Raw genomic sequence first — 26134 nt, 5'->3', positions numbered from 1 at the left:
CTCATCCCCCTCAAATTAGTTTGGGGTGGAGGAAGTCATCCTTGTACGCCTTGGGTAACCTTAAGACTGTTGAAACAAACGGGGACTTGTTCCCATCTTACCTCTTTTTCTTTTGGTGGATTTTACTGCCTATTACACTGAAGGAGAGAGCAGGGAAGACAGAATTATAAATACCCTTAATGGAGTTAAGAATGAAAAAAGTAAGTGCAATTGCTGCTGCTGTAGCTGCAACTTTAGCTGCTGGTTCTGCTTTCGCGGTGGATTTCCATGGTTACATGCGTGCTGGCGTTGGTGTAAGTGCTGACGGTGGCCAACAGGTTACATTTGAAAAGAACAAAGTAGGTCGTCTAGGTAACGAAGGCGACGTTTACGGTGAAGTTCAACTAGGTAAAGAAGTTTACAACAACAACGGTAAAACGTTCTACGTAGACTCTATGTTCGCAATGACTTCTAACGGCTCGAACGACTGGGAAAGCACATCAACTAACTGTGGTCTAAACGACGCAGGCGATAAAGTTGAGTGTGTTGACGATGCACAATTTGCTCTTCGTCAGTTCAACGTTCAAGCAAAAGGTGTTCTAGATTTCGCTCCAGAAGCAACTCTTTGGGCTGGTAAACGTTACTACCAACGCCACGACATCCATATCTCTGACTTCTACTACTGGAACATCTCTGGTGCAGGTGCTGGTATCGAGAACATCGAAGCAGGTCCAGGTAAACTATCTCTAGCATGGATTCGTAACGACCGCTCTGACATCGCTGACCCAGGTAACGACGGTAAAGCGGCAAACGTGAACACTCTTGATGCACGTTACGCTGGCCTACAAGTATGGGACAACGCTTCTCTAGAACTAGGTCTAAACTACGCTCTAGTTAACGAGACTGATTCTGCTCCAAACGGCACTAAAGATGCTAAAGACGGTGTAATGTTCACTGCTGAGTTGACTCAGGGTCTAGATGCAGGCTTCAACAAAACTGTATTCCAATACGGTACTGAAGGTTACTCTAAGACAATGGCATTCTACGGCGACGGCAGCTGGTACGGTGCTGAAGCAAAAGATGGTGCATCTGGTTACCGCTTCATTAACTGGGGTGTGATCAGCATGGGCGAAAGCTGGGAAATGGGTCACCAACTAGTTTACGGTGTAGGTGAAGAAATGTGGGGTGGTCAAGACAAGTGGAAGACTGCTTCTGCTGTAGTTCGCCCAATGTACAAGTGGGACGACAACCACAAAACTATCTTCGAAGCGGGTTACGCTATGGATGATAACGATGGTTTCGAAAGCACTTACGGTAAATTCACTGTAGCGCAAGCTTGGTCTGCTGGCTCTAGCTTCTGGGCTCGTCCTGAAATCCGCCTATACGCTTCTTACCTAACAGCTGATGATGACAACAGCTCTAAGAAGTTTGACAACGGTCGTTCTGACGATTCTTTCCAATTCGGTGTACAAGCTGAAGCTTGGTGGTAATCATCTGACCATTTAAGTCCTAAATTGTCCTAGAATGATACAGCCAGAATTTCTCTGGCTGTATTTATTTTAAAACAAGAAGAGTTGAGGTTAACGGTAATGAAAAAATGGCTTGCTCCCGTGATACTGGGAATGTTGGCTACAGGCTGTTCTACTATCGATCAAGTAGAAATGAGCCCGAATGGTCAACAACAGGTGATCACTCAATCGAGTGATATTCAATGGATTCCCGTTGAAGTACCTTTAGTTACTGAGTTTGCTTTGACCGATAAAAGCCAGATGCTGCTAAATGGCGAGAGTGCTGGTGCAATCGCTGCATTTGCACTTCCTGGTAACCGTGGCAGTCTTGATATTAAACTTGAGACGTTCGTAAGCAAAGAATTGCAGTTTTACGCGCCAAACGTTGCAGTAATAAACTCCCGTGGCGAAACTATCTACCAAGCAGATTTCTCACAGTTTAAGTATGAACCAGCAAAACTACTCGATGATGATAAGTTTGTACTTGATCTTAATGTAATTCCAGACATGACAGGTGATGAGCTGCATGTACTGATCTACACCACTTCATCCGATCTAAAAGGCAGCACTCAGGTACTGCATCCTGCAAAAGCCTTTGCTATGGCACGACATACTCAGCCGCCTGACATTGCTGATCCTCAAGCGAAACATAGCCCACTTGGCCAGTTCCGTTTTTCGGTATCTGCGAATGACATCGTAAATACCAAGATTGTCGCGAAAAACGACAATATTCCTCAAGGTACGGATTTAACAAGTTACTACCATAACGCAATCAAAGCGGCAGTAACTGCAAACGATATTCCGAAAGCTCTTACACTGCTTGATGAGGCAAAAGAATTGGGCATCGAAGGTGCACAAGAAGTATTTGTGAAAGCGGTGAATACCAAATAATAGAATAAAAAAGGTCAGCATTATGTTGACCTTTTTTATAGTATTTTTTCCTCTAAAAATACACCCCTACATATAGTTAACTTATTCACAAAATTATTTGTTTTACTTTGTTTTTTATATTTTTCAGATCAATAATATAAATAATATTCCTAACCTTAACTCGCTGTCGATTAGGAAATGATTAAACCTATCAGAGTAAACTGCTTAAGTTGTTTATAGAATATCTTTCCTTATATTGTGTTTGATGTCTTATATATATCAACATCTTATTTGTCAGTTTTTTACTTTGTATTATTAAAAAGGAATTAACGTGAAAATGAACATGATGAAGACTTCGCTTGCTGCTGCCTTACTTGTTGCCCTTGCCGGTTGCCAATCTACCTCTGAACCAGAAGCCGCTGCTGAATCTATTGTAAATATGTCCCAAGAAGAAGTTGTGGCTTTCATGGCGGCTTGTGATAACCCAGATAGTGCAGTGAAAGGCCCGATTTCTAAACCGTTATTTGTTGTAGGTACGTTTGCTGATTCAGATTGGAAACATGTACCTCAGCGCCAGTACGCTTATAAAGGAAACAACTTTTATCAAGCAGTAACTCAAGAAAAAGTAGGTTCTTACAAAATGCAGTATGCAACCGAGTTATGGTTCCCGCAATTTACTGCAAAAGGTAACAGAATGAATGTAGGTGAATTAACACCGCTAACATTTGGTGGTTACGGAACAGATACTGTTGTTGAAATAAAAGAAGATGGAAAATATGTATGGAGTCTTCAGTTCGAGGGTAAAGGAAAACCTCTTCATGTAATGGTTAATAAGTGCCAATAATATTCCATTTAGTTATTTAAAATATATTTTTATTTATTAACCCCTGTATGGAATACCTGCAGGGGTTAATTTTATTTTTGGAAAGTTTTATGAATAACAACCGATATAATAAATCGCTATATAAAACATTGTTGGCATTTAGCATTGCGGGAGCACTATCAGCGTGTAATTCATCTGGTGGAGATGATAATAGTAATACTCCATTGCCTGACACGAGCTATGCCTGCCAAACGAGTACGATGGAGCAAAGTAATCAACTTCGCATGTATCAGATCATGGTGGAGAGTTTTGTGGATGGAGATTCCAGTATTGGTCACGGCACTGGCTACGGAACGAGTCATCACAATGGAGACTTGCAAGGTATTATTGATTCACTCGACTATATACAAGACTTAGGCATAAACGCGATTTGGCTAACACCAATTTTTGAGTCTGAAGCCATTGACGGCCAAGATCATTGGGCGGATCGTTTGGATGCAACAGGGTATTTCGCCACAGACTATTTCAAAATTGATCCCCGTTTTGGCGACTTGGAAACCGCGAGAACGTTAGTTAATGAAGCCCACAAGCGTGGTTTGTATGTCTTCTTTGATGGTGTCTTTGGTCACCACAAAGAAGGCCTGATCAAGCCGTCGCCATCTGGTTTACTGCCTTCCGGCGCAAGCAACCCAGTGGATTACCCTGCAAGCTTAAACTTCTATAAAGAAGTGGCGACTTATTGGGTGAAAGAGCTAAAAATTGATGGTTGGCGTTTAGATCAGGCATATCAAGTTCCAACTGATGCTTGGACGAAAATTCGTAAAGCAGTCGATGAAGCTTCACAAAATGTCACTTACACCAATGCTGACGGTAAACAAGTGAATCCATTAGGCTATATGGTGGCGGAAGTTTGGAAAGGCGAATCGGAAATTGCCAGTGAAGCTTATGGTTCAACAAGTGCTCCTGCGCTTTGCTCGGCGTTTGATTTTCCTATGCGCTACCGTATCGTGGAAACGCTTGCCGTTAACGAAAGTGGCGTGGGGGGACGAGGTGTAGATTGGCTCGACAACGGTTTTCAAACCCAACACCAATATCCGGCGCATGCACAACCTAACCTGATGATTGGTAATCACGATTTGGTTCGTTTTGGTGATTTAATTCAGCGTGGTGGCATAGCCGATATCAATGATGCGGAATACTGGCTACGTCATAAAGCAGCATTTGCTTTCCAAGCCGCGTATACAGGACCAATCACTCTCTACTACGGTGATGAGATTGGCGATCAAGTGGAAGACTTTGCGGACAAAGAAGACAACAACACCTGTGCTGTTAGAGGCGTGTGTGATGACCATGTTGCTCGCAGTAGCGCCAAGGTTGAAGGTGTAACAGCAACCTTAGATGCTAACCAAGTAGACTTAAAGAACTACGTGAAGTCATTGATGAACTTACGTGCAGCACACCCAGCTCTCTACCAAGGTTCTCGTACTAATTTGGTCGCAAGCAATGGCAGTTATGTAGATTTGAAAAAGTCTGGTGATGACCAAGTATTGTTTGCGTTGAATACCCTAGAGAGTGCGCGCAATATTGTGTTAACAGAGGCTCAAGTTGGTAGTAATCAAGTGCTGGTGGATTTAATGACAAACCAACAAATCACGCCAAGCAATGGGCAATACCTGATCCCAATGTCATCGTTACAGGGACGCTTCTTTAAAGTGACGCCTAGCGCACAATAAGTTCTACTCATCAATTCAAAGCCAAGTGCAGTTGCTGGCCCCCATAGGCTCTCACTTGGCTTTTTTCTTTTCCGCTATGCTTTTGTTTTATATCGAACAATTGTTGTTACCTTCTGCCTTCAAACCAACTCATTCTCGCTGAACCAAGCATTGCGAGGTTACTTGGATATAAACAGTACGCAGTTTGTGAGATGCTCTGCACGATAATGAGAATATTCACATTCGTGCAACGTAAAACTGTGATTTGACGCTTATTTATATGTAACCATTATGTTTATCTTTTCATGGATTTATATAACTAATGGAAAATTATAATGAAATCCATAGCGAAACCCCTCTTTATTCTACCTTTGCTTTGCTCTCCATTCGCCTACAGTGAGGTCATCAACGGTGACTTCGAACAGTGGAGTGGCAACACGCCAACACAATGGACGGTGATTGATTCTGGTATTGCGGTATCTCCTACCAGTAACCAAGTGCAGACCGGCGGTTTGGCGGCACAAGTGGTCGTGAATACGGGGACACAAAGTAACACCGACTTTTTGCAAACCATTAATGTGGAACAAGGGAAAACCTACCCATTCGCAGTTTCTGTTTACCACACAGAAGGCAATGTAAAGGCGCGTCTGATTGTCGATGGGTACCATGGCTATTCAAACCCTAAGCAAACCAATCAATGGCAACAGTTAACACACAGCTATACTGCATCATCAAATAAAACCATTAACGTCGGTCTAAGATTCTATGACGAATCGGGCTTTGATGGCTCAGAAGTGGTGTTCATTGATAACTTCCTGCCGAACCAAGATAACGGTGGTACTCAGCCTCCAGTTGAAAGCTGCAACGACAATGAAATCCTATTGACTTTAACGACTGACAGTTACGGCTCTGAAACCAGTTGGGAATTGAAGGACAACCAATCAAAAGTACTGTTCTCTGGTCAAGGTTTCGATTCCTCTAAAACCTATGAAAAAACCATGTGTCTAGCCGATGGCGACTATCAATTTACCATTAATGATAGCTACGGTGATGGTATTTGCTGTAGTAGTGGCAACGGCTCATACGCGTTGATGTTAGGTCAAAAAACGCTAGCATCAGGTGGAGAGTTTACTCAATCGCAAACCACCAGTTTCACCCTTGGTGAGGCAACCACGCCACCTGTGGTTGGGGAATACTACAAAGCGGCGGAGGGCAAAACTGGCTTTGCATTGAAAACGGCGTTGTTCAATATCATCAATAATCACACGGGGCGCGGTTACTCAGCGATTTGGACCTTGGTGAAAGAAGCGGATCTGGATAACTACTACGAAAAAGACGGTTCGATCCTTGATATGTATTCGGAAAAGCCGCTAGGCAATGACACGGTTAGTTTCACTAAAGTCACAGACCAATGTGGTCAATACAGTAAAGAGGGAGATTGCTATAACCGCGAACATTCATTCCCGAAAAGTTGGTTTGGCGGTAAAGTCGAGCCAATGAACTCAGATGGCCACCATCTGTTTGCAACGGATGGCTATGTTAATGCGAAGCGCAGCAACTGGCCATTTGGTGAGGTGGGTAGCAGCACTTACATTTCTAGTAATGGTTCAAAATTAGGTTCGGCGAGCGCGTCTTTGGGTTACTCAGGCACAGTATTTGAGCCGATAGACGCATTTAAAGGCGACTTTGCTCGTGCGTATTTCTACATGGCAACACGCTACGAAAACGTAATCGGCAACTGGGAGATGAACTCTAGCAGTTCAGACGCGGTTCTCAATGGTACAAGCACAACGGTATTTGAACCATGGATGCTCAACATGCTTAAGCGTTGGCACAAAAACGATCCGGTGAGCACGAAAGAAATCAGCCGTAACCAACAGGTATTTGATTTCCAAGGTAACCGTAATCCGTTCATCGATCATCCTGAGTTTGTTGAGATGATTTGGGGTAATTAACCCTCAACTATAAAGAATACAAAAGCTGCTTAAGTTAAACGGATTAACTTGGCGGCTTTTTAAAATTCTATTTATTGGCATAAAAAAGGGGAGGTATTAACCTCCCCAAACTAGCACATGATTGCGCCTACTGTATTAGTTCTTCGTTACAGTTACGATTGGAGCTGATTTGTCTGCTGCATTGAAGTGGAAGTTGTAGCTTCCATCTTCAGGTAGTGTAATGCTGATGTTGCCGCTTGCACTACCTGCTTCCATGGTTAGAGGAGTGCCAAACTCAATTGCACCTTGACCGCCGAAGTTCGTTGCTGCTGCCCAATCAGAGCTTGCAATCTTCATGTCGAACTTACCTGCTGTTAGGGTGATATCTAGAGCGTAAACATCGTTTGCAACATAGCTAAACTTGGCTGTTTCAATTGCTGCCCAGCTCGCGTCCGTTACATCACCACGTAGGTAAAGCGCAGTTTCACCAAATGTTGGCGCATCTGCAGACTTGGTCACTGATACAACCGGCTTATCAACACTTTGATCTTGAACGTGTAGAGCGTTCAAGGTGAAGCTGTATTTACCTGTTTCTGCAACAGACAGCTTACAGTTGCCTTCTGAACCAAGGTTCAATGAGCCACTTGCTTGGTCTGCAGCGTCACAGCCAATGTTTGGATTTGACCAACTTGCGTCAGCAAACTTAAACTCGTGCTCACCTGCTTCTAGTACACCTGTTACTGAGTACATGCCGTTACCGATAAAGGTCATTGCCCAGTCGCTGTTATCAGACCAACCGTTCATTGTGCCTTTAACGTAAACCGCAGTTTCTCCGTAAGGAGGAATGCTTGATACGTCTTTGTTGTCAGTATTTACTGGTAGGCCAGCACCTTGCGCGCCAGCTTGTGGTTGAACAAATACCGCTGTGGTTAGTGCTGGTACTGTGAATGTCTCACCAGAGAAGCTCGCGTTTTTCACGATGTCATCCGCTGAGTTTTGTTGAACTTCATGCAGTTCGAAGCCCGTAGCGCCTTTCACCGTGAAGGATTGAGCAGTAGATGTCGAGTTAACTACAGCGACGATTGCATCGTAGTTTGGATCTAAATCTGCACCTGCAGATGTGCCGTCATCAATCGACATGACAATTAGACCTTCAACTTGGTTGTCACCAACATTGCGGAAGTCTACACGGTTCATCACGTCTTGAGCGGTATCTAAGCGGAACAGTTCGCTTGTGCTACGCATTTTCAGTAGTTCAAGGAATTGTTGTTTCGTTAGCTCAATATCATCTTTACTAGGCAATGCACTCGTGTCAGCGATGATCTTCTTGATCAGCTCCCAGTTCGCACCGTCTTTGTCTTCACGAGGTAGACCAACATTCCAGTTGTTGTCGCTTCCGTCGAAGAAAACACGGTTGAACCAATCACCAGAATCGTAAGAGTCACGCTGCATTGATTTAGAACGAAGCAACTCAGAACCCATGTGGATGAATGGAATACCTTGTCCTAACATCACTGTAGATAGCGATACAGACTGCATACGAGCGCGTTCTGCAGAGCTTGTACCTGTCGCGATTTTATAAGCGTTGTTGTCCCATAAGGTTTGGTTATCATGCTTAGAAACGTATGAGATATTCTCGGAAGGCATCTTAGTGTAGCCCGCAGGAGCACCGTTATAATCTACGTTTTTACCAAGCTTAGTGTCGCCTTTGTAATCTAGAAGTACGTATTCTGCTAGGTTACCAGCCATGCCGAGACGAACGAGATCTTGGTTATGTAGACGGCCATTAACAGCATCTGAGTCAGTTTTGGTTTCTTCGTTTGGATACGCTGCGTTACCAAAACCTTGGTTGAAACGAAGAGGATGTTTACCCTCAGAATCTACACCACCATCAAATGGGCTACCACCGCGAACCGCGTCACGTAGACGGTCAGAGAATGTACCGATCTCTGTGCCTGCCATGTTGATTTGGGTTGCTTGATCGAAGCGTGCGTTGTTTGCTACTTCACCAAAGTCCCAACCTTCACCGTAGAACAAGGTGTTAGGGTCAACTTTACGTACTTGCTCTAGCGCGTAAACCATCACGTCTTTTGGTTGGTGGCCCATTAAGTCGAATCGGAAACCGTCAACTTTGTAGTCGTCTGCCCAAATCAATAATGAGTCAACCATCAGTTTACCCATCATCAAGTTTTCAGTCGCTGTGTTGTCACAACATGTAGAGTTTTCAACACCACCAGTGTTTACATTTAGTCGGTGGTAGTATCCAGGGACGATTTTATCGAGTACAGACTTATCATTTACGCCAGATGCATTGGTGTGGTTGTAAACCACGTCCATGATAAGTTTTAGATCCATTTTGTGCGTAGCTTGAACCATTTCACGGAACTCAAGAATACGCTTAGAACCGTTTGGATCGGTTGCGTAACTGCCTTCAGGCACAGTGTAGTGGAATGGGTCGTAGCCCCAGTTGAAGCTATCTAACATGCGTAGATCGTTCATCAGAGCTTGCGCAGCGCCTGTCGAAGGATCGTAGCTGTTAAGCAGATCTTCGATTACTTTGCCGTTGTCTTCTGTACCACAAACAGCCGCTTCCGGTTTCACGCCACAAAGTTTTCCTACCGTATCTGTAATATCAACACGGTTTTCTGCATTCTCATCCACGGTTGCGATGTCAAAGGCAGGAAGGATATGTAGCGTAGTTAGACCTGCGTCTTTCAGTGCTTGAAGGTGAGATACTGATTCACGATCTGCTTCTGTTAAGGCTAGGTATTTGCCGTTCAGGCTTGCTGTACCTTTACTATCATTGAAGCTGAAATCGCGCAGGTGTGATTCGTACAGTACGTGGTCTTCATCTTTTTTCACAGTTGGACGCTCATAGCTATCCCAACCTGCAGGTTTTAGGTTAGAGTCATCGAGATCAACAACTTGAGAGTACAAAGAGTTTTCAGACAAGCTCAATGAGTAAGGGTCTGTTACTAGGCGAGTTTCAATCTTACCTGTTGTTGGGTGGTAGACCTTCACTTGGTAGCGGTAGTACTGATTTACTACATTGCTTTGTGCCTCAGAAGCCCAGATACCCGTTTCAGGGTCTTCTGTCATAGCGACTGTTGCTTGTTCGTTTAGGTTTTCATCATAAAGGACCAGCTCTACTTCTTGAGCAGTCGGTGCCCAAAGTTTGAATGTCGCAGCCGTTCCTTCAACAATTGCCCCTAGCTCTTGGCCGATTGCGTTACCAGCTTCAGCATCTGCAAATACCGCATCAAGAACCCCAGGTTTTTGCACTTCAGTTGCCGAAGTGACATCGCCATTTGCATTGTATGCAACCATCACGATTTGTGATTTTAGGATTTTGTGAAGGATATCTGCATCCACACTAATGCCCGCAGCTTTTAAGCCAGCAAGGTGGCGGAAACGAGACTTCAGCTCATCCGATAATTCACCAACCTTGGTGAGTTCAACTGCAGTGCCGCCGGTAATTGTTTTGTCTTCACCCATCTTGATATCGTTGCTCAAGCTGTAGTACAGCTTGATTGAATCAGCGTTTTCGGCAGCTTCCCAAGCGATGGTTTCTGCATCTAACCAATGGGCTTTTTGGCCATCAATTTCTACTGGGCGCTCTTCAATCGGCTCGTAGTAAAGCTCACTACTTCCGTGGAAGCCAAATAGTCCTTTTGACTCGCCAACTTTCGTTAGCTCAACTTTAGAGTTTGCACTACCGAATGCTTTGTCATCACCATTGTGAAGAATAAAGTTCATACACTCATGCGGATCAGACGCATCTGGGTTTACTTTAAGTACATAGTACGCACCGTAGGTATCGCTGATGCCGTCAAATGGGCGAGGAGCGCTCCAATCTGTGCCACTTGAGCTAATTCCCATTGCATCGAGATCGGTACTGGTACAGCCTTCACCATTCCATAAGTGTAGTCCCCAGCCTTCGTAATCACTTGCAGTAGATGCTGCTGCAGTATCTCGTTTGTAATAAACAACGACTTCATTTTCTCCAGCAGGGTATAAGCCGGAGTTACCAGGATTGGTGTTGTCATCATTTGTACTGTCGCTGCCACAGCCACTAAGTACCGCAATTGACAGAAGCGGTAGAACCGTTTTCGCAACGGTAGATAGTTTAAATGTTTTGTTGTCCACGTTTACATATCCATTGTTATAAAAATCTGAAAGTAGGCAGAGCAAGATGCTCTAGAGGAAATGTGCACGTAAATGCTAATACACTGATGCATCAGCAAAATGTGAAAGCAGGCAGCTAAGTTATTTGCAAGTTAAAATTTAGTCACAGTATGAGTTTGGATCACAAAGTAAGTACTAAACTCAACACATAATGAGAGGTGCAACTCAAAGCTAATACATAAATTAAGTGAGGAGTAGAGCGGGGGGATGATAAGGGAGGAGAATCTCTCATCCCCATTTGTGTGATTGATATCTATAAATTTCCAGTAGTTAATTTGTAAGTAGAAAAAAGATTTACAAATTACGTAGTGATAGCAGTCCCCTTACGGTCTCAAACTTCAGATTTTACTCAAATGGTCGTTATATAATAAAGATACATTTTAAGCGCCCCATTGGGGTATGTTTAAGCCGAAATATAAAAGAGGCTAACTATGAGTAGCATGGGGATTGCTATTGGTGCAACTGGCCTTTCTCTTATTCTGATTTTTGTTTGGATGATATCGCTGTCGATGCGAAAAAAGCGTATTGAGCTTGAAAAGAAGGCTCGCGAAGCTGCTTATCGTCGAGCGATGCAAAAGGCTCGCGAACAAGAAATCAAAGAGCGGGAATTTAAAGCAGAAACGGGTCATATACCGACGATCCTGTTTCTGGCAAAAGAGGCAGAAAGAGGCAACGTTAAGAAAGCGTATTACTGGTACGACAAAGCGGCAAAGCTAGACAACGTGACAGGAATGTATGGCGTTGTACGTTTGAGTGAACGAATGCGTGAAGATGTCATTCTCAAAGAGCAAGCTAACTTTTGGCGAATCGCAATTGCTGGCGTTGAGGGTGACATTGAAGCTAAGTTTGCGACTGGAAAAGCGTTGATCTTTGGGCGGGGCACGGAAAAAAACATCCCTAAAGGATTGCAGCTAATACAGGAAGCCGCCGAGGAGAAGTGCATCCCGGCAATACTGTATATGGGAGATTGGCAAAAGTCTCCAGACAATCTTGCTCGAAATGAAGCTGATGCCCTCTACTGGTATATGCGTGCAGCGGAAGAAGAAAGCCCTGAAGGAAAAATACAAGTTGGATTGTGTTATTTATACGGTACCGGGGTAGAGCAAAATCACCAAAAAGCATGTTATTGGCTAGAAAGAGCGGCTGAGAGCGGTAATGCAGAAGCCATGTATCATGCGGGTGAGGCGTGGAAGGACAATGGAAAGACAGGTAATGCGATAGCTTATGTTTGGCTTTTCTTATCGGCTAGCTTTGGCTATGAGCCTGCAAAAACACTGCGAGATAAGGTTGCGGCTAATATTGGTGTTGATGTTGTCGTCGGACTGCAAGCCATCGCAAAGCCGCTGCAACGGAAGTTGAGTTCTGGAGCTGTTAAGAAGCACTCAATTATACGTGCGCTGAATAAGGTATATAGCCGTGAGCCATATTTTCCAAATGAAGAAGACTTGTTAGTCCCCGGAAATGATGAAGAAATGGAAGGTGTCATCCAGAGTGATGCTACTTTTGATCCACAGAGCGTCGAGCAACTTGATGGTGCGAATGTGGGTGGCACTTCTCCTGAAACGACACTGTCAAAAGAGGCATTAGATTTCACTCAGAACTTCCTGTCTCCTCAGAAGCCGCATTAGACTTAATGCTCCCTAGTTTGTGAGTCTCTTCGTTATCGCCCAAGTAACAGCCGTTACTTGGGCTTTTTTATATACCTAATTGACATTCCTGACATTCAGTATGTCGATGCATGAAGAGTGTGGTTGCATATTAAAGTATTTCTTACACTAGTGTTAATCTCACGCTACTTTTGTCTTTAAAACTTTTATCCTAAATATTTAGAAATATTATTTTTTGCTAATGATTGTATATTTCAAGAGTACGATTTCTGTCCTTGTATTCAACATAAAATGGAAACATGATCTTCTTTATAAGTGTTTTTTCAATATAGAGGGATTTCCCCCCTTGTTTCTTTTACCTAATATAGCTCAAATCATGTTCGCTAAAAATAAAAAGTAAGTTTGCTCAATAAATGACAAATTAATAACTTTAATGGATACAAATTAGTTTAACTAATAGCAGCTATTAATTTTTGTATTAGTAAAAAGCAAACTTAAAACTCTGACTTATATTGAAAGCTCATGCCTTTAGTATGGTCTCTAGCGAATAATAATATAGAACGTAGTTCTAAAAGATTTAGGAAGTGATTTTATTTAACATTTTTAGTATAGAGTCGGAGGTTGCTTTAGCCTCCTAGATATACTTTAGTAGAGATTTGTGTATGTTGAGAATCATTAGTGCAGATAAGTTCATCTCATCAAGGTTTATCTTGGAATACAGCAAAGTGGAGTTTGCGTCTTTGTTGGGTGTTTCCGTGGCTAAGATAACCAATATAGAGAGTGGCAAATCTTCGATTCCCCCTGTTTACGATTATGCGATTAACCATTTGCTGAGTGAACATCCCTTCAAAGACAGCGCCGTAGAGGCATTGTGCACCCATGAAACGCTAAACTTTGCACGTAGAGTGGATGTGAACTCAAAGGTGCAACGTTTGTCTTGTAAGCGTTGTGATAGCCGAAGGTTACATGTGATGGCAGGTATGAGTGGTCTTTACTTCGTTGAGTGTATGGACTGTAAACATACGATGTATTCATCGGGTATAGCCGTTAAGCGCTACCAGCAATGGTCAAATGGTGGAGTAAAACTCGATAGTCATTTATTTAATTGATTTTGTATTAACCTACCATTCAAAGTAAAAAGCCATCAGCGTTTGTGTTGATGGCTTTTTTGTTATGTGTTTAAATTTGGTTAAATTGCATCTATTGGTAATCACTAATATTACAATGCCAAGTTATATATAGTGATTGAAATCGCAAAATTTTATTTTTCTAATATTTGTTTTCCAATAATGGTAGTCTAAATCACACAATTTTAATGATTAGTTTCAATAATAACCAAATCTAATATCATCAGCCTCATAGTTTAAAAGTGATTGAAGTCCCGAAATTTAATTTCGACAAAATAAGTCTTTTAATAATGAACATATAGTCACGAAATTTGTTTTTTGAATTTTAAATATTAATTTCCTTTGTAATATCTGTACCTGTCGTTTTTAAAGAACAAATAAGAGATATTCCAAATGAACCGTTTAGTAATTGGTGTTAGTAATTACATGCCAGAAGATTTTAGTTTATTATCTGAATCTCTGGATGAAACCTACAATAGATCCCTACAACCATTAGATCATGTTGAATTAACAGATGTTGGCGCAGCTATTATTACCTCTACAGATATTAAAGCTGGTCTACATAAAGCAATTTCTGAAACTGGCTACGGCATTCCTGTATTCCTAGTTATTGATGAGACGCCAGTTTCAGCAGAAGATTATGTTTGGTTGACTGGTGTGATTGATTTAGAAAGACAATCAATCGAGTACTACTGTCGTCAAATCAATGAAGCGGTGACTAAATATGAAAGCCGTTTACTTCCTCCTTTCTTCAAGCAATTGACTCATTACGTAGATATGGGTAACTCTGCGTTTGACTGTCCTGGACACCAAGGCGGCCAGTTCTTCAAGAAACACCCAGCTGGTAAACAGTTCTACGATTTCTTCGGTGAAAACCTGTTCCGTAGTGACTTATGTAACGCCGACGTTGACCTAGGTGACTTGCTTATCCACGAAGGCTCTGCACACCAAGCTCAAGCTCATGCAGCGAAAGTCTTTAACTCAGACAAAACCTACTTCGTACTAAACGGTACTTCAGCGTCAAACAAAGTGGTATGTAACGCGTTGGTGACCGAGGGCGACTTGGTGATGTTTGACCGTAACAACCATAAATCAAACCACCATGGTGCGTTAATCCAAGCAGGTGGTACGCCAGTTTACCTAGAAACAGCGCGTAACCCTTGGGGCTTTATCGGTGGTATGGACGAGCACTGTTTTGATGAAGAATACATCCGAGCTCAAATCGCGAAAGTATCACCAGAGCGTGCTCGTGATGAACGTCCATTCCGTCTAGCTATCATCCAGCTTGGTACTTACGATGGTACTATCTACAACGCACGTTACGTGATGGATAAGATCGGTCATCTATGTGACTACATCTTGTTTGACTCTGCTTGGGTTGGTTACGAGCAATTTATTCCAATGATGAAAGACTGTTCACCACTGTTACTGGATCTGAAACCAGAAGACGCAGGTGTACTTGTGACTCAGTCTGTTCATAAACAACAAGCTGGCTTCTCTCAAACATCGCAAATTCATAAGAAAGATTCACACATCAAAGGGCAGGCTCGTTACTGTAACCACAAACGCTTCAACAATGCGTTTATGATGCATGCATCAACTTCTCCGTTCTATGCATTGTTCTCTGCATTGGATGTGAACGCGAAGATCCACGACGGCGAAGCAGGTCTGCGCTTATGGCGTGATGCTGTGAAGACTGGTATCGAAGCGCGTAAAGAAATCCTTAAGAGTTGTGAACTGATCCGCCCATTCGTACCTACTGAAATTAATGGTAAGCCATGGGGCAGCTACGACACTGACGAAATCGCATCTAACAAAGAGTTCTTCATGTTTGAGCCAAACGCAAAATGGCACAAATTTGAAGGCTACGGTGAAGGTCAGTACTTCGTTGACCCATGTAAACTGCTGCTAACAACAGAAGGTATTGCTGAAGATGGCGGTTATGCAGATTTCGGTATTCCTGCAACGTTGTTGGCTAACTTCCTACGTGAAAACGGCATCATTCCTGAGAAGTGTGACTTGAACTCTATCCTATTCCTGCTAACACCAGCAGAAGATATGGGTAAGATCCGTCACCTAGTGGCACAGATCAACCGCTTCGAGAAATTCATTCGTGATGACGCACCATTAAGTATCGTACTGCCACGCGTATTTGAAGCGAACAAAGAACGTTACCGCGGTTACACCATCCGTCAGTTATGTCAAGAAATGCACGACATGTACAAAGAGCTGAACGTTAAACAGCTACAAAAAGCGATGTTCCGTAGCGAATACTTCCCAACAATGGTTCACAAACCAGACGTTGCGACCCGCAAATACTTCCGTGGCGAGTGTGACTATGTATCGCTAAAAGAAGCAAGTGGTCGCGTCGCATCAGAAGGTGCGCTTCCTTACCCTCCAGGCATCCTATGTGTTATCCCAGGTGAGGTTTGGACTCAACAAGTTGTGGATTACTTCCTATCACTTGAAGAGGGTATCAACCGCTTCCCAGGCTTCGCACCTGAAATTCAAGGTGTTTACCTAGAAGATGTCAATGGTCGCACTACTGCACACTGTTACGTCCTAAAAGATTAATCTACCCCGTTCGCACCGAGCCATCAGGCTCTGGTGCGAACCGTTTATTCGTGGAGAATAATTTATGAGTACTGAAACTAAAAAAATGTCGGTGGTGCAGTTAACCATTTTGACATTCATTAACATGGCGGGTTCGGGCATCATCATGTTGCCAAGTAAGTTGGCGCAAGTGGGCACGATCTCGATTCTATCTTGGCTGATCACTGCGGCAGGCTCACTAGCTTTGGCGTATGTATTTGCAAAATGTGGTCGCTTTAGTAAGCGTGAAGGCGGTATGAATGGTTATGCCTCTTATGCGTTTGGTAAATCGGGTGCATTTATGACCGGCTGGACCTATGGTTTGTCACTACTGATTGCCAACATTGCGATTGCGATTACCTGTGTCGGTTATGGCTCCGCTTTCTTTGAAGTGACGTTATCACCAGTTGAAACGTGTTTGTATACCATCGCTATCCTTTGGATTTGTACCTTTGCTAACTTTGGTGGTGCAAAGATCACGGGTCAAATTGGTTCGTTCACTGTATGGGGCGTTATCCTTCCGGTTTGTTCTTTGGGTATTGTTGGTTGGTTCTACTTTAGCCCAACAATGTACGTTGAAGCATGGAACCCACATCACCTACCATTTGGTGAAGCGGTAAGTGCGTCTATCGCGATGACTCTATGGGCGTTCCTAGGTCTAGAATCAGCTTGTGCAAACTCAGAAGCAGTAGAAAACCCAGAAAAGAACGTACCGATCGCTGTATTGGGCGGTACATTAATTGCGGCTGTGGTTTACATTGTTTCAACTAACATCTGTTCTGGTATCGTAGCGAACTCTGAACTAGCAGCATCTACAGCGCCATTCTCAACTGTATGGACGGTAATGTTAGGTTCTACAGCTGGTAAAGTGGTTGCAGGTATGGCGGTATTAGCGTGTGCAGGCTCTCTATTGGGTTGGCAGTTCACTATCGCTTCAGTATTCAAATCATCTTCAGATGCAGGCTTCTTCCCTAAACTGTTCTCAGAAGTCGATAAACGCGGTACGCCAATCAAAGGTATGGTGGCGATCACTGTGATTCAATCTGTATTGTCTTTGATGACCATCTCACCAACATTGAATGAGCAGTTTGAAGCGCTGGTTAACCTAGCGGTGGTAACCAACGTTGTTCCTTACATCCTATGTATGGGCGCAATCTTCATTATGCAGCAAGTGGCTCATGTGCCTGAGCGCGAAATGAAGACGACAAACATTATTGCTCTGATTGGTTCGGTATACAGCTTCTACGCACTGTACGGTTCTGGCTATGACGCAATGATGTGGGGCTCTATTGTAACCTTCCTAGGTTGGAGTGCTTACGGCTTGATCGCTTCGAAGCACGAACCTCTAGCTAACTAAGCTTTTCAATCGAGCCTTCCCAAACGCGGTGTGGAAGGCTCTTTTGCTTTATTTTTTGGGAGACCACCTAATTACTCGCCATTCAGAACGTGAAAACTCATTTTTGACATTTGGAGGACGAAAGATGATTAGCCAACCTGTTAAAATCGGTGACGATACCGTCGTAGTCATTCCAAGCGTGATCCTGAGTGAACTCGGGATAAGGGAAGGGGATACCCTCGAAATTGCGCTCAATAAAGACAAAATGGAAATTAAGAAAATGGTACTGAAAACCAGCTCTCCAACCGATTCAAGCCAAGACGGCGAGAATTGAGTGAGAGAATTTAGGTTTGTCGGATACACTACTGGTTTCGTAAATTGGCGCTTGCCGCTGTCTTTGAACTATTGATAATTAAAAGAAGAGGTCTGGTACTATGCAAGGTATCCTCTCTATACAATCGCATGTTTCTTTTGGCCATGCTGGTAACAGCAGTGCTGTTTTCCCAATGCAACGCATGGGTTTCGAAGTGTGGCCTATTCACACTGTTCAATTTTCTAACCACACCCAATATCAAGAAGGTTGGACGGGTCGTGCGTTTTCTGCTGACGACATCAACGAGTTGGTTCGTGGCCTTGGCAATATTGGCGCATTGGAAAAATGTGAAGCAGTGCTTACTGGTTACCAAGGCAGTGCAGAGCAGTGTCTTGCCGTGGCCGAAACGGTGGCAAAAGTAAAACAAGCTAACCCAGAAGCGCTTTACGTGTGTGATCCGGTAATGGGCGCGCCAGATAAAGGCTGTATTGTTGCACCGGGTATTGCTGACCATTTATTAACTCGTCTTATGCCGATGGCAGATGTGATCGTTCCGAACCAGTTCGAGCTTACTCAATTTGCAGAAATGGAAATTCACACCTTAGATGATGCGATTGAAGCTTGTCAGCGCGCATTAGCTAAAGGTCCAAAAGTAGTATTAGTTAAACATCTATACTGCCTGTCCGATACAAGCTTCAATATGTTATTGGCTACGCAGGAAGGTACTTTCCTTGCTAAGCGTCCACAATTTGAATTTGAAAAAGCACCAGTAGGTGTAGGTGATTTGATTTCAGCGATCTTTACCGCTGGCTTATTAAAAGGCTGGACACCAAAACAAGCATTCCAGCATTGTCATGATGCTTGCTACGGTGTGCTTAACGCGACTTACCAAGCGGGTGAATGGGAACTACAAACCATTGCCGCACAACAAGAGTTTGTTGAGCCTGGTAAGCACTTCCCATTGGAAGAAGTGACATTAAGCTAAATCTAATCGTTGGTAGGAAAAAGGGAGCACTGTGCTCCCTTTTTTGATCTTCATTAACAGCCAGTGGTGTCAATTCTAAAGCTGTGTCCATCAACGCCTTTGCTATCCATTCGATAGTAGGTGTAACACTGATTTGCCATCAGTGCCCCTGGTGATTCGTCATTGCCGTAACCGACAATTGAATAACGATTGTTTTCGATAAAGACCAAGTCTGCTTGTTTCATCTCATCAGTGATGGTCAGATTGTCGAAAAATCCAACTTGCTCACCACACTCACTTTGAGTCTCTGGATAACCGTTGTAGAAATCTTGATAGCCAAGTGCTGTTAGGACGCACTGGTTTGCGCCTTGGTCCTGCTTAAACGCTTTTGCATTGTTGTGTAGGAGTGAGACGTAATACTGCATGTCAGCAAACAGAACTTGGATTGCAGCACTGCGGGCGGCAGAAGTGCGTTGGTTAGAATAATGGACTGTGGCTACGGTTAACCCTCCGAGTACCACGGCGGTTAACAGCCACTCTTTTGACGAGAATCCAGACAACAATCTCATTGGTTTTTACCCTATGTACAACTCAACCATACGCATAACAGGGCGGGATTCTACGCATCGATTTTCGAAAATTTAAGGACAAATTATGTGTTTCAGAAAATCCTGACAAAAACTTGAAGTATGATCAAAGTGTGAATAGAGGAGCATATGGCTCCTCTTGATTTGTGGATTAGTTTGGTGTGGCTGTATTGATTGGCGTTTACACAAAAAAGGGGAGCCGTTTCGGCTCCCCTTTCTATTTTTCACATCAAAGATGCGTAGATCTTACAGATGCTTAAGTCTTACTGAGCTTTTTGCTGTTCTGATTTGCAAACAGCCGCAGTGAAGATAACGTCTGTTGAGCTGTTTAGCGCTGTTTCAGCAGAGTCTTGAATCACACCGATGATGAAACCAACCGCAACAACCTGCATTGCTACGTCGTTTGAGATACCAAACAGGCCACACGCTAGTGGGATAAGTAGTAGAGAACCACCGGCAACACCAGATGCACCACAAGCCGATACTGCAGCAACGATGCTCAGTAGTACTGCAGTCATTAGGTCTACTTCAATGCCCATAGTGTGAACGGCAGCTAGGGTTAAAGTCGTGATGGTGATTGCAGCACCAGCCATATTGATGGTCGCGCCAAGAGGAATTGAGACAGAGTATGTGTCTTCATCTAGTTTTAGCTTCTCACAAAGCGCCATGTTTACCGGGATGTTTGCAGCACTTGAGCGAGTAAAGAATGCGGTTACACCACTTTCACGTAGACATTGGAACACGAGTGGGTAAGGGTTCTGCTTGGTCTTTACATAGACAATCGCTGGGTTAACAACTAGAGCTATAACCATCATAGCGCCAAGCAATACGGCAAGAAGGTGAGCATAACCTGCAAGCGCACCAAAGCCTGTTGTAGCGAAGGTAGAAGCCACTAGGCCAAAGATACCAAATGGAGCAAGACGAATAATGAAGCGAACAATGTGAGAAACACTGTGGCTTAGGTCTTCGAATACTGCTTTAGTTGTTGCAGATGCGTGGTGCAGTGCAAGACCAAGACCAACACCCCATGCAAGGATACCAATATAGTTTGCTTCTACTAGGGCGTTGACTGGGTTATCAACCAGTTTGAATAGTAACGTTCGCAATACTTCAGCAATGCCTTGAGGTGGCATTGCACCTTCAGCACCGGTTACCAGAGTTAGATTGGTAGGAAAAAGGAAGCTCAGAACCACGGCGGTCAGTGCTGCGAAGAACGTACCCATCAGGTATAAAACCACAATTGGTCGCATGTAAGTGTGTTGGTTTTTCTTTTGGTTTGCAATTGAAGCGGCAACCAAAATAAATACCAAAATTGGAGCGATTGCTTTTAAAGCGCCTACGAAAAGGCTACCGAGTAATCCTGCACTTTCAGCATGTTCAGGAGCAATCGTTGCAAGCAACGTACCGAGAACAATACCGACGAGGATTTGGAGAACGAGGTTACCGCGAGCGTATCGGGCAACGAGACTGTTGTGTTGCATACATCATTCCTGCAATTTGATTACTTATCCTATTTTTATAAATCCAGCCATTTTCTTGCTGAATATCACATATCTTAGCTTGGTAATATTTTGTGTCTAGTTTTAGTTTGTTTTTAGTTTAAATGTTTGCTCAATGTTGCTTTAATTGATGTTAAATGTTGTAAAGTATTGTCTGTTATGAAAGGTGTAATTTTATAAAGTTATAAAAAAAGGAGGCGTTAGCCTCCTATGTTCTATGGTTTTTCTGGGTGTAACAATCTAGTAACCTTGTTGTCGTTTGCGTTTTTCACCCACAACATTGCGCACCATTTTTCCGAACTGTTTGTTCTGTACTCGCTGCTTAGCGAGAGTCGCACCATTATAAGCTTGTTCTCGCAATAACTTCTGGTAGTTAGTAAAGCGGCGCGTCTCCAACAAGCCGTCTTCAATCGCACTTTGAACGGCACAGCCTGGTTCGGTTTGATGTTGGCAATCATTGAATCGGCAGCTTTCTGCTAGCGCTTCAATGTCAGCAAAGGTTTCGCTGACCCCTGTTTCACTGTCTGCCAACTGGATCTCACGCATTCCCGGTGTATCCATTAAGATCGCACCGGAAGGCAGCAGGTGGATTGAGCGAGAGGTCGTGGTATGTCGGCCTTTGCTGTCATCCTCACGAATACCGCCAGTTGCTTGTTCTTGTTCGCCAAGTAGGGTGTTCACTAAGGTGGACTTTCCTACGCCAGAAGAGCCGATGAACGCAACGGTTTGACCTTCGCTGCACCAACTCATTAACTTGGCAACGTCTGATTCATCCAAACCATTGACGCTTTCTACCATAAGCAGAGGATCAAGCTTTAGTACCTGAGCTTTGAGCTCGTCAGCATTGTCACATAAGTCGGCTTTTGTCAGCACAATGACGGGCTCGACGTCGGATTCATTGATGAGTGCTAAGTAACGCTCAATTCGGCTAAGGTTAAAATCGTGGTTGAGTGAACACACGATAAATACCGTATCCACGTTGGCGGCGATAAGCTGCTCGGCTACTTTACTGCCCGCAGCTTTACGGCTGAACAAACTGCGGCGTTCAAGTAAACGAGAAAACTGTTGCTGGTAGTTTAATATTACCCAGTCGCCTACGGTCATGCTGGGTAGCGAAGCTTGGATAGGTAAGTGGGTTTCACCTTGTTCGCTAACCACGACATAGCCACTACGATGGTGAGCAATCACTCGCGCAAAGAGTGTGTCTTCGTAATCGTCTAACGTCAGTTGTTGTTGAAAAAATGGTTTCCAACCTAATAGCTTTAGTGGGTTAGGTTGAGTAAGTAGTGATTCACAAAAAGAATGTGTTTTATTCATTGTTGAATTATCCCGGACGCAACAAAGCGCCTTAATACAAATCGCATTAGGGTCTAATTCGCATAGAGCTGACCCCGGTGAAGACCGGGCAAAGAAGGGAGGTGTTGTGGCTTAGCCACGAGAAAAAGTGGACGTTTACCCTTTCGCTGCCCAGTTAGTGTTTTCCATTACAATCATCATATTTCCTCTCAGTTGGTGAGTTAACGGCCGGAGTATAGCGGCTGTGATTCGATTCTTACAACTCCTTCGCGTTATTTGTGTGCTTTATTCGACGCTCTTCCATCTCTTGCGAATAAGTATTGGCTTTTACGCCATAGATAATTTGGATATGGCGTTCATCTATGATTACCACGCCATGTGCTCCGTGATCTTTCAGTGCTTTTTGATTCACGATGGAGGTGTCTTTGAGAGTTAAGCGCAGTCTCGTCGCACAAGCTCCGGTTTCAACTAAATTATCCAAGCCACCGATGGCATTCATGATGGTGTCGATATCTTGTTCTAGATGTGGGTTTACTTGCGTCAGCATTTTGAATAGGCGAGATAGGGCTTTTAACATAGTGAGAAGCTCAGGTGGTAGCAAAGCCTCATTTATATCTCAGCGGTGGTTGATTAACCCTGATTTAGAACACAAAAATTAGCATTGGGAAGTGTGAGGACAGCTTCTGATCATTGAAAGGAGCAAAGGTTGAGGGAATAAAAAAGCTCCTCATGCTAGAGGAGCTTTGGATTGATGTACCGAGCAAGAATCAGTGGTGATGTTCGTGCTTTTTCATTCCTGCCATGACTTTCTTTACTGGTGCGGTAAAGCTTTGCTTTTGACCGTTATCGTAAGTTACCGTCACTTCGATTTCGTCGCCTTCATTCAGAGGCTGAGTAAGCTCGAATAGCATGATATGTAGGCTGCCCGGTTTTAGCTCTGTAGTTTCTTTTGCCGCTAATGTGATGTGGTCTACCTGACGCATCTTCATCACGTCACCTTCTTTAATCACATCGTGCAGCTCAACTTTTCCCGCTGCTGGGGTTGCTGCAGCGATGATATTGATGTCTTCTTGGCTTCGGTTAGCAAAGGTCACAAAGACTGCACTAGTGACAGCGCCTGGCGCCATCGCTCGCGCATACGGCTCATGTGGCATCACGTTGAGATTCGCTTGTGCCAAAGGGCTTAGAAGTAGGGTGGAGAGTGCTAACGTTTTGATTGCATGCTTAGCTTTCATTGGTTTTTCCTTCTGCAGTCAGTTTGGTTATCGCCTCGACAATTGGCGCAGGCGTTAAGGTATGCGGCACTTTAGTGATGAGTGTTCCGTCTGGCTTTAAGAAATAGAAGTAAGAGCTATGGTCGAGCGTGTATTTCAGCTCTGACCCTTCCAGTTCCGTTTTACGGAAAATAACACCGTACTTGTGAGCGAGCGGAGTGGTCACGTCGAGTGGCGCCGACAGGCCTTCAATCATGGGGTGGAAGTAGTGAGCATATTTCGCTGACGCGTCTGCTTCATCGCGCTCTGGATCAAGCGAGATGAACATTGGGCGTAGCTGCGATTTTTGTGAGTCATCGATTTGATTGAGTGCACCTGCCAGCATGGCTAAGGATGTTGGGCACACATCTGGGCAACGAGTAAAGCCGAAATAGACAATGCGGATACGATCATCGCTGATATCGAAGATATCGACGGGTTGCTCGCCCTCTCCGAACAATATGCTTTGCTCCGTGGAGACTTGCTGTTTTTTCTCTACTTCTTTTTGCCCATCTAGGTAAGTTTTGGTACCAAACCCGAGGACAAAGGCTACTACGAGAAAGAGAGACCAATTACGGCTCATGTCAGTTCCTTATCTTTGCATTTTTAGCGCTGGATAAATGGTGTCTTTGCCATCGGAAAGCTCACCAACCCACGTCATTGAATCGTGTGTACAAACAGGCAATATCACATCACCCACGAATTTTCCTGGTGAGACTTTTTTCAACACAAACTTTGGTTTACCCATATCCATCTCTCGACCAGCTAAGCTTAATACGAGCTGTTCGGCTTCACTGTCTTGCCATTCGACTTCGAGCTGGGCGGGTAGAAGAGGCTGAGCAGTATCGACGCTGAGCGTCATCGCAACATCATCTTGGATGCAAGGCTCGGTGGATAGGAAGCAGTATTCATCGAGCGACCTAGGCTCGGGCGCTGAAGAAAAATTTTTGATTAGGGTTGGCGCGTAAAAGCCAGCGATCAGTGCCACGGCTATCCCTGCGATTTGTAACACTTTCATTAAGATTCAGTACTTATCACTTAACATTGAGTGCATCCTAGCACAGATAGCATATGGGAAAACTCGTGACTTCGACAAACTGTGCACTATACCAAAGTAACCTAGTCTTGAATCAGTTCGGAGGTATGCTTATGTATTTAAAGCTATGTTTTCAACCCACACCAATAAAAAAGCGGAGCCATTGGCTCCGCTTCTGAAACGATCGTTTGTGTGATTTTTCTTTACTTGTCTGAGTCTGCAAACTTCTCTAAACCAAGTACCAGTGCAATAGCGGCTAGCATCATGACTACGGCTAGCACCAGTTGCGATGGTTGAGACGTGATATGCTCAAACTCAAACGGTGACAGGTTTTGCTCTAGCAATGGCACTTGCTCACCTTTCGAGTTAATGCGCCATGTTAATGTCTCTTTCCAAGGCCAGATTTTTGGTAGCGTACCGATCATCAAGCCCGTCAGGAACATCAAGGTTAAATCGCGGAATTTGCGTAGCAACCAAGATAGTAAGTGAGAGAACGACAAAAGACCAACCACACAGCCTACAAGGAACAGCGCAAGGATATCGACCTGGAAGCCTTTAACTGCACCTAATACGGGCGCGTACATGCCGATCAAAAGCAAAATAAAGCTTCCAGAGATACCCGGTAGAATCATTGCACAGATCGCGATAGCGCCAGCAAGAATGGTATTGATCGCTGTTGGTTCCATATGAAGTGGCTTGAGCACAGTGATGCAGTAGGCAAAGCCAATACCAATTAACAGCGCGACAAAGCGAATCGCATCACGTTGTTCTACTTGACGAATGATGTGATACACCGATACCAAGATAAGACCGAAGAAGAATGACCAAATTGGGATTGGGTGTGTTTCCAGCAGCCATGTAATCAGCTTTGCTAACGTTGCAATACTGGTGAGGATACCTGCAAACAATGAGATCAGGAAAAAGCCATTAACGTGAGTAAATGCGGCTTTAAAGCCTTCCTTTCTCCAAATTGAAAAAAGAGAAGGGTTAATGCGACGGATACTTTCGAGCAAAGTGTCATAAATACCAGTGATGAATGCGATGGTGCCGCCTGATACGCCTGGTACCACATCAGCTGCGCCCATGGCTATCCCTTTAAAGAAGGTAATTAAATAATTCATTTCTCAAATACTAAGTCATGTAAGTGGCTGTGAGTATACAAACATTGATGTCAAAAAAGTATGAATTCATATTCAATTTCTTATTGGGATGTGTAACTAAGTAAGATGTTCTACCTTTGGTGAGTTAATTATCATCATTTCATATAATTTGCATATTGCAATTTTCTTTTGCAAATGATTTTTGCGTAATGCAATTTTTCGCTAAGAGTAATGATTTGATATGCGACATTATACCCAAAAAGAGTAGTTTTAAAGTTGGCATAGTTAATGCATAATACATCTCGACCCTTCTTAAGCCGAGGGTCACCTAGCCAACTGACGTTGTTAGTGAATAAAATTTGTTCACAATATATATAAGCCAATCGCACTAATTGCGGTTGGCTATTTTTTTG

Annotated in this window: 20 protein-coding genes; 11 read left to right on the top strand and 9 right to left on the bottom strand. The window is 43.7% G+C overall.

What is annotated here, in order from left to right:
• The first annotated feature begins 191 nt into the window (after positions 1 to 191).
• The 5 genes from ACTS60_RS15705 (at position 192) to ACTS60_RS15685 (ending at position 6847) form a co-directional block, all read left to right on the top strand.
• Positions 192 to 1469: a maltoporin gene (locus ACTS60_RS15705; protein ID WP_440888998.1), complete on the top strand. Its 1278-nt coding sequence runs from the start codon at positions 192 to 194 to the stop codon at positions 1467 to 1469.
• Positions 1470 to 1568: 99 nt separating this feature from the next.
• Positions 1569 to 2378, top strand: coding sequence for a MalM family protein (locus ACTS60_RS15700; RefSeq protein WP_440888997.1), 810 nt, complete (start codon positions 1569 to 1571; stop codon positions 2376 to 2378).
• 316 nt (positions 2379 to 2694) lie between these two features.
• The gene (locus ACTS60_RS15695) at positions 2695 to 3201 is read left to right on the top strand and encodes a glycosidase (protein WP_440889162.1); all 507 of its coding nucleotides are present in this window, start codon (positions 2695 to 2697) and stop codon (positions 3199 to 3201) included.
• 89 nt (positions 3202 to 3290) lie between these two features.
• Positions 3291 to 4913: an alpha-amylase family glycosyl hydrolase gene (locus tag ACTS60_RS15690; RefSeq protein WP_440888996.1), complete on the top strand. Its 1623-nt coding sequence runs from the start codon at positions 3291 to 3293 to the stop codon at positions 4911 to 4913.
• A 314-nt stretch (positions 4914 to 5227) separates the two neighbouring features.
• Positions 5228 to 6847, top strand: coding sequence for an endonuclease (locus tag ACTS60_RS15685; RefSeq protein WP_440888995.1), 1620 nt, complete (start codon positions 5228 to 5230; stop codon positions 6845 to 6847).
• Between the two features lie 135 nt (positions 6848 to 6982).
• Here ACTS60_RS15685 and pulA read toward each other — a convergent pair whose 3' ends face one another.
• Positions 6983 to 10972 carry a pullulanase-type alpha-1,6-glucosidase gene (pulA, locus tag ACTS60_RS15680; protein ID WP_440888994.1) on the bottom strand — a complete coding sequence of 1330 codons (3990 nt, stop codon included), beginning with the start codon at positions 10970 to 10972 and terminating at the stop codon, positions 6983 to 6985.
• 470 nt (positions 10973 to 11442) lie between these two features.
• Between pulA and ACTS60_RS15675 the strand changes: the two genes are divergently transcribed.
• The 6 genes from ACTS60_RS15675 (at position 11443) to pdxY (ending at position 18971) form a co-directional block, all read left to right on the top strand.
• Positions 11443 to 12639 (top strand): tetratricopeptide repeat protein, encoded by a 1197-nt coding sequence (locus ACTS60_RS15675; RefSeq protein ID WP_440888993.1) that lies wholly within the window; start codon positions 11443 to 11445, stop codon positions 12637 to 12639.
• Positions 12640 to 13280: 641 nt separating this feature from the next.
• A complete protein-coding gene (locus ACTS60_RS15670; RefSeq protein ID WP_010450595.1) occupies positions 13281 to 13727 on the top strand; it encodes a helix-turn-helix domain-containing protein in 447 nt (148 codons plus the stop codon).
• Between the two features lie 411 nt (positions 13728 to 14138).
• On the top strand, positions 14139 to 16319 hold the full coding sequence (gene speF / locus ACTS60_RS15665) for an ornithine decarboxylase SpeF (protein ID WP_440888992.1): 2181 nt from the start codon (positions 14139 to 14141) through the stop codon (positions 16317 to 16319).
• A gap of 64 nt (positions 16320 to 16383) precedes the next feature.
• Positions 16384 to 17694, top strand: coding sequence for a putrescine-ornithine antiporter (gene potE / locus ACTS60_RS15660; RefSeq protein ID WP_038883235.1), 1311 nt, complete (start codon positions 16384 to 16386; stop codon positions 17692 to 17694).
• Positions 17695 to 17818: 124 nt separating this feature from the next.
• The gene (locus tag ACTS60_RS15655; protein ID WP_440888991.1) at positions 17819 to 18007 is read left to right on the top strand and encodes an AbrB/MazE/SpoVT family DNA-binding domain-containing protein; all 189 of its coding nucleotides are present in this window, start codon (positions 17819 to 17821) and stop codon (positions 18005 to 18007) included.
• Between the two features lie 100 nt (positions 18008 to 18107).
• The gene (gene pdxY / locus ACTS60_RS15650; RefSeq protein ID WP_440888990.1) at positions 18108 to 18971 is read left to right on the top strand and encodes a pyridoxal kinase PdxY; all 864 of its coding nucleotides are present in this window, start codon (positions 18108 to 18110) and stop codon (positions 18969 to 18971) included.
• 53 nt (positions 18972 to 19024) lie between these two features.
• Here the strand turns inward: pdxY and ACTS60_RS15645 are convergent, their stop codons facing one another.
• From ACTS60_RS15645 to ACTS60_RS15610, 8 genes are all read right to left on the bottom strand, one after another.
• Positions 19025 to 19519, bottom strand: coding sequence for a type IV pilin (locus tag ACTS60_RS15645; protein WP_440888989.1), 495 nt, complete (start codon positions 19517 to 19519; stop codon positions 19025 to 19027).
• A gap of 281 nt (positions 19520 to 19800) precedes the next feature.
• A complete protein-coding gene (sstT, locus tag ACTS60_RS15640) occupies positions 19801 to 21018 on the bottom strand; it encodes a serine/threonine transporter SstT (RefSeq protein WP_440888988.1) in 1218 nt (405 codons plus the stop codon).
• A gap of 258 nt (positions 21019 to 21276) precedes the next feature.
• On the bottom strand, positions 21277 to 22353 hold the full coding sequence (rsgA, locus tag ACTS60_RS15635) for a ribosome small subunit-dependent GTPase A (RefSeq protein WP_440888987.1): 1077 nt from the start codon (positions 22351 to 22353) through the stop codon (positions 21277 to 21279).
• A gap of 235 nt (positions 22354 to 22588) precedes the next feature.
• Positions 22589 to 22909 carry a glucose PTS transporter subunit EIIB gene (locus tag ACTS60_RS15630; RefSeq protein WP_440888986.1) on the bottom strand — a complete coding sequence of 107 codons (321 nt, stop codon included), beginning with the start codon at positions 22907 to 22909 and terminating at the stop codon, positions 22589 to 22591.
• A 190-nt stretch (positions 22910 to 23099) separates the two neighbouring features.
• Complete coding sequence (locus tag ACTS60_RS15625; RefSeq protein ID WP_440888985.1) at positions 23100 to 23567, bottom strand: copper chaperone PCu(A)C; 468 nt, start codon at positions 23565 to 23567, stop codon at positions 23100 to 23102.
• Positions 23557 to 24168 (bottom strand): SCO family protein, encoded by a 612-nt coding sequence (locus ACTS60_RS15620; RefSeq protein WP_440888984.1) that lies wholly within the window; start codon positions 24166 to 24168, stop codon positions 23557 to 23559. Before ACTS60_RS15620 ends, ACTS60_RS15625 begins: the two co-directional genes overlap by 11 nt.
• A gap of 9 nt (positions 24169 to 24177) precedes the next feature.
• Positions 24178 to 24603, bottom strand: a complete 426-nt coding sequence (locus tag ACTS60_RS15615) for a hypothetical protein (protein WP_440888983.1) — start codon at positions 24601 to 24603, stop codon at positions 24178 to 24180.
• 221 nt (positions 24604 to 24824) lie between these two features.
• On the bottom strand, positions 24825 to 25742 hold the full coding sequence (locus ACTS60_RS15610; protein WP_440888982.1) for a DUF368 domain-containing protein: 918 nt from the start codon (positions 25740 to 25742) through the stop codon (positions 24825 to 24827).
• Positions 25743 to 26134 lie beyond the last annotated feature (392 nt).

Source organism: Vibrio sp. WZ-1, from assembly GCF_052037695.1.
GTDB lineage: Bacteria > Pseudomonadota > Gammaproteobacteria > Enterobacterales > Vibrionaceae > Vibrio.
Note: the sequence above shows the minus strand (reverse complement) of the source record. Positions and strands in the feature narration are given on the sequence as shown.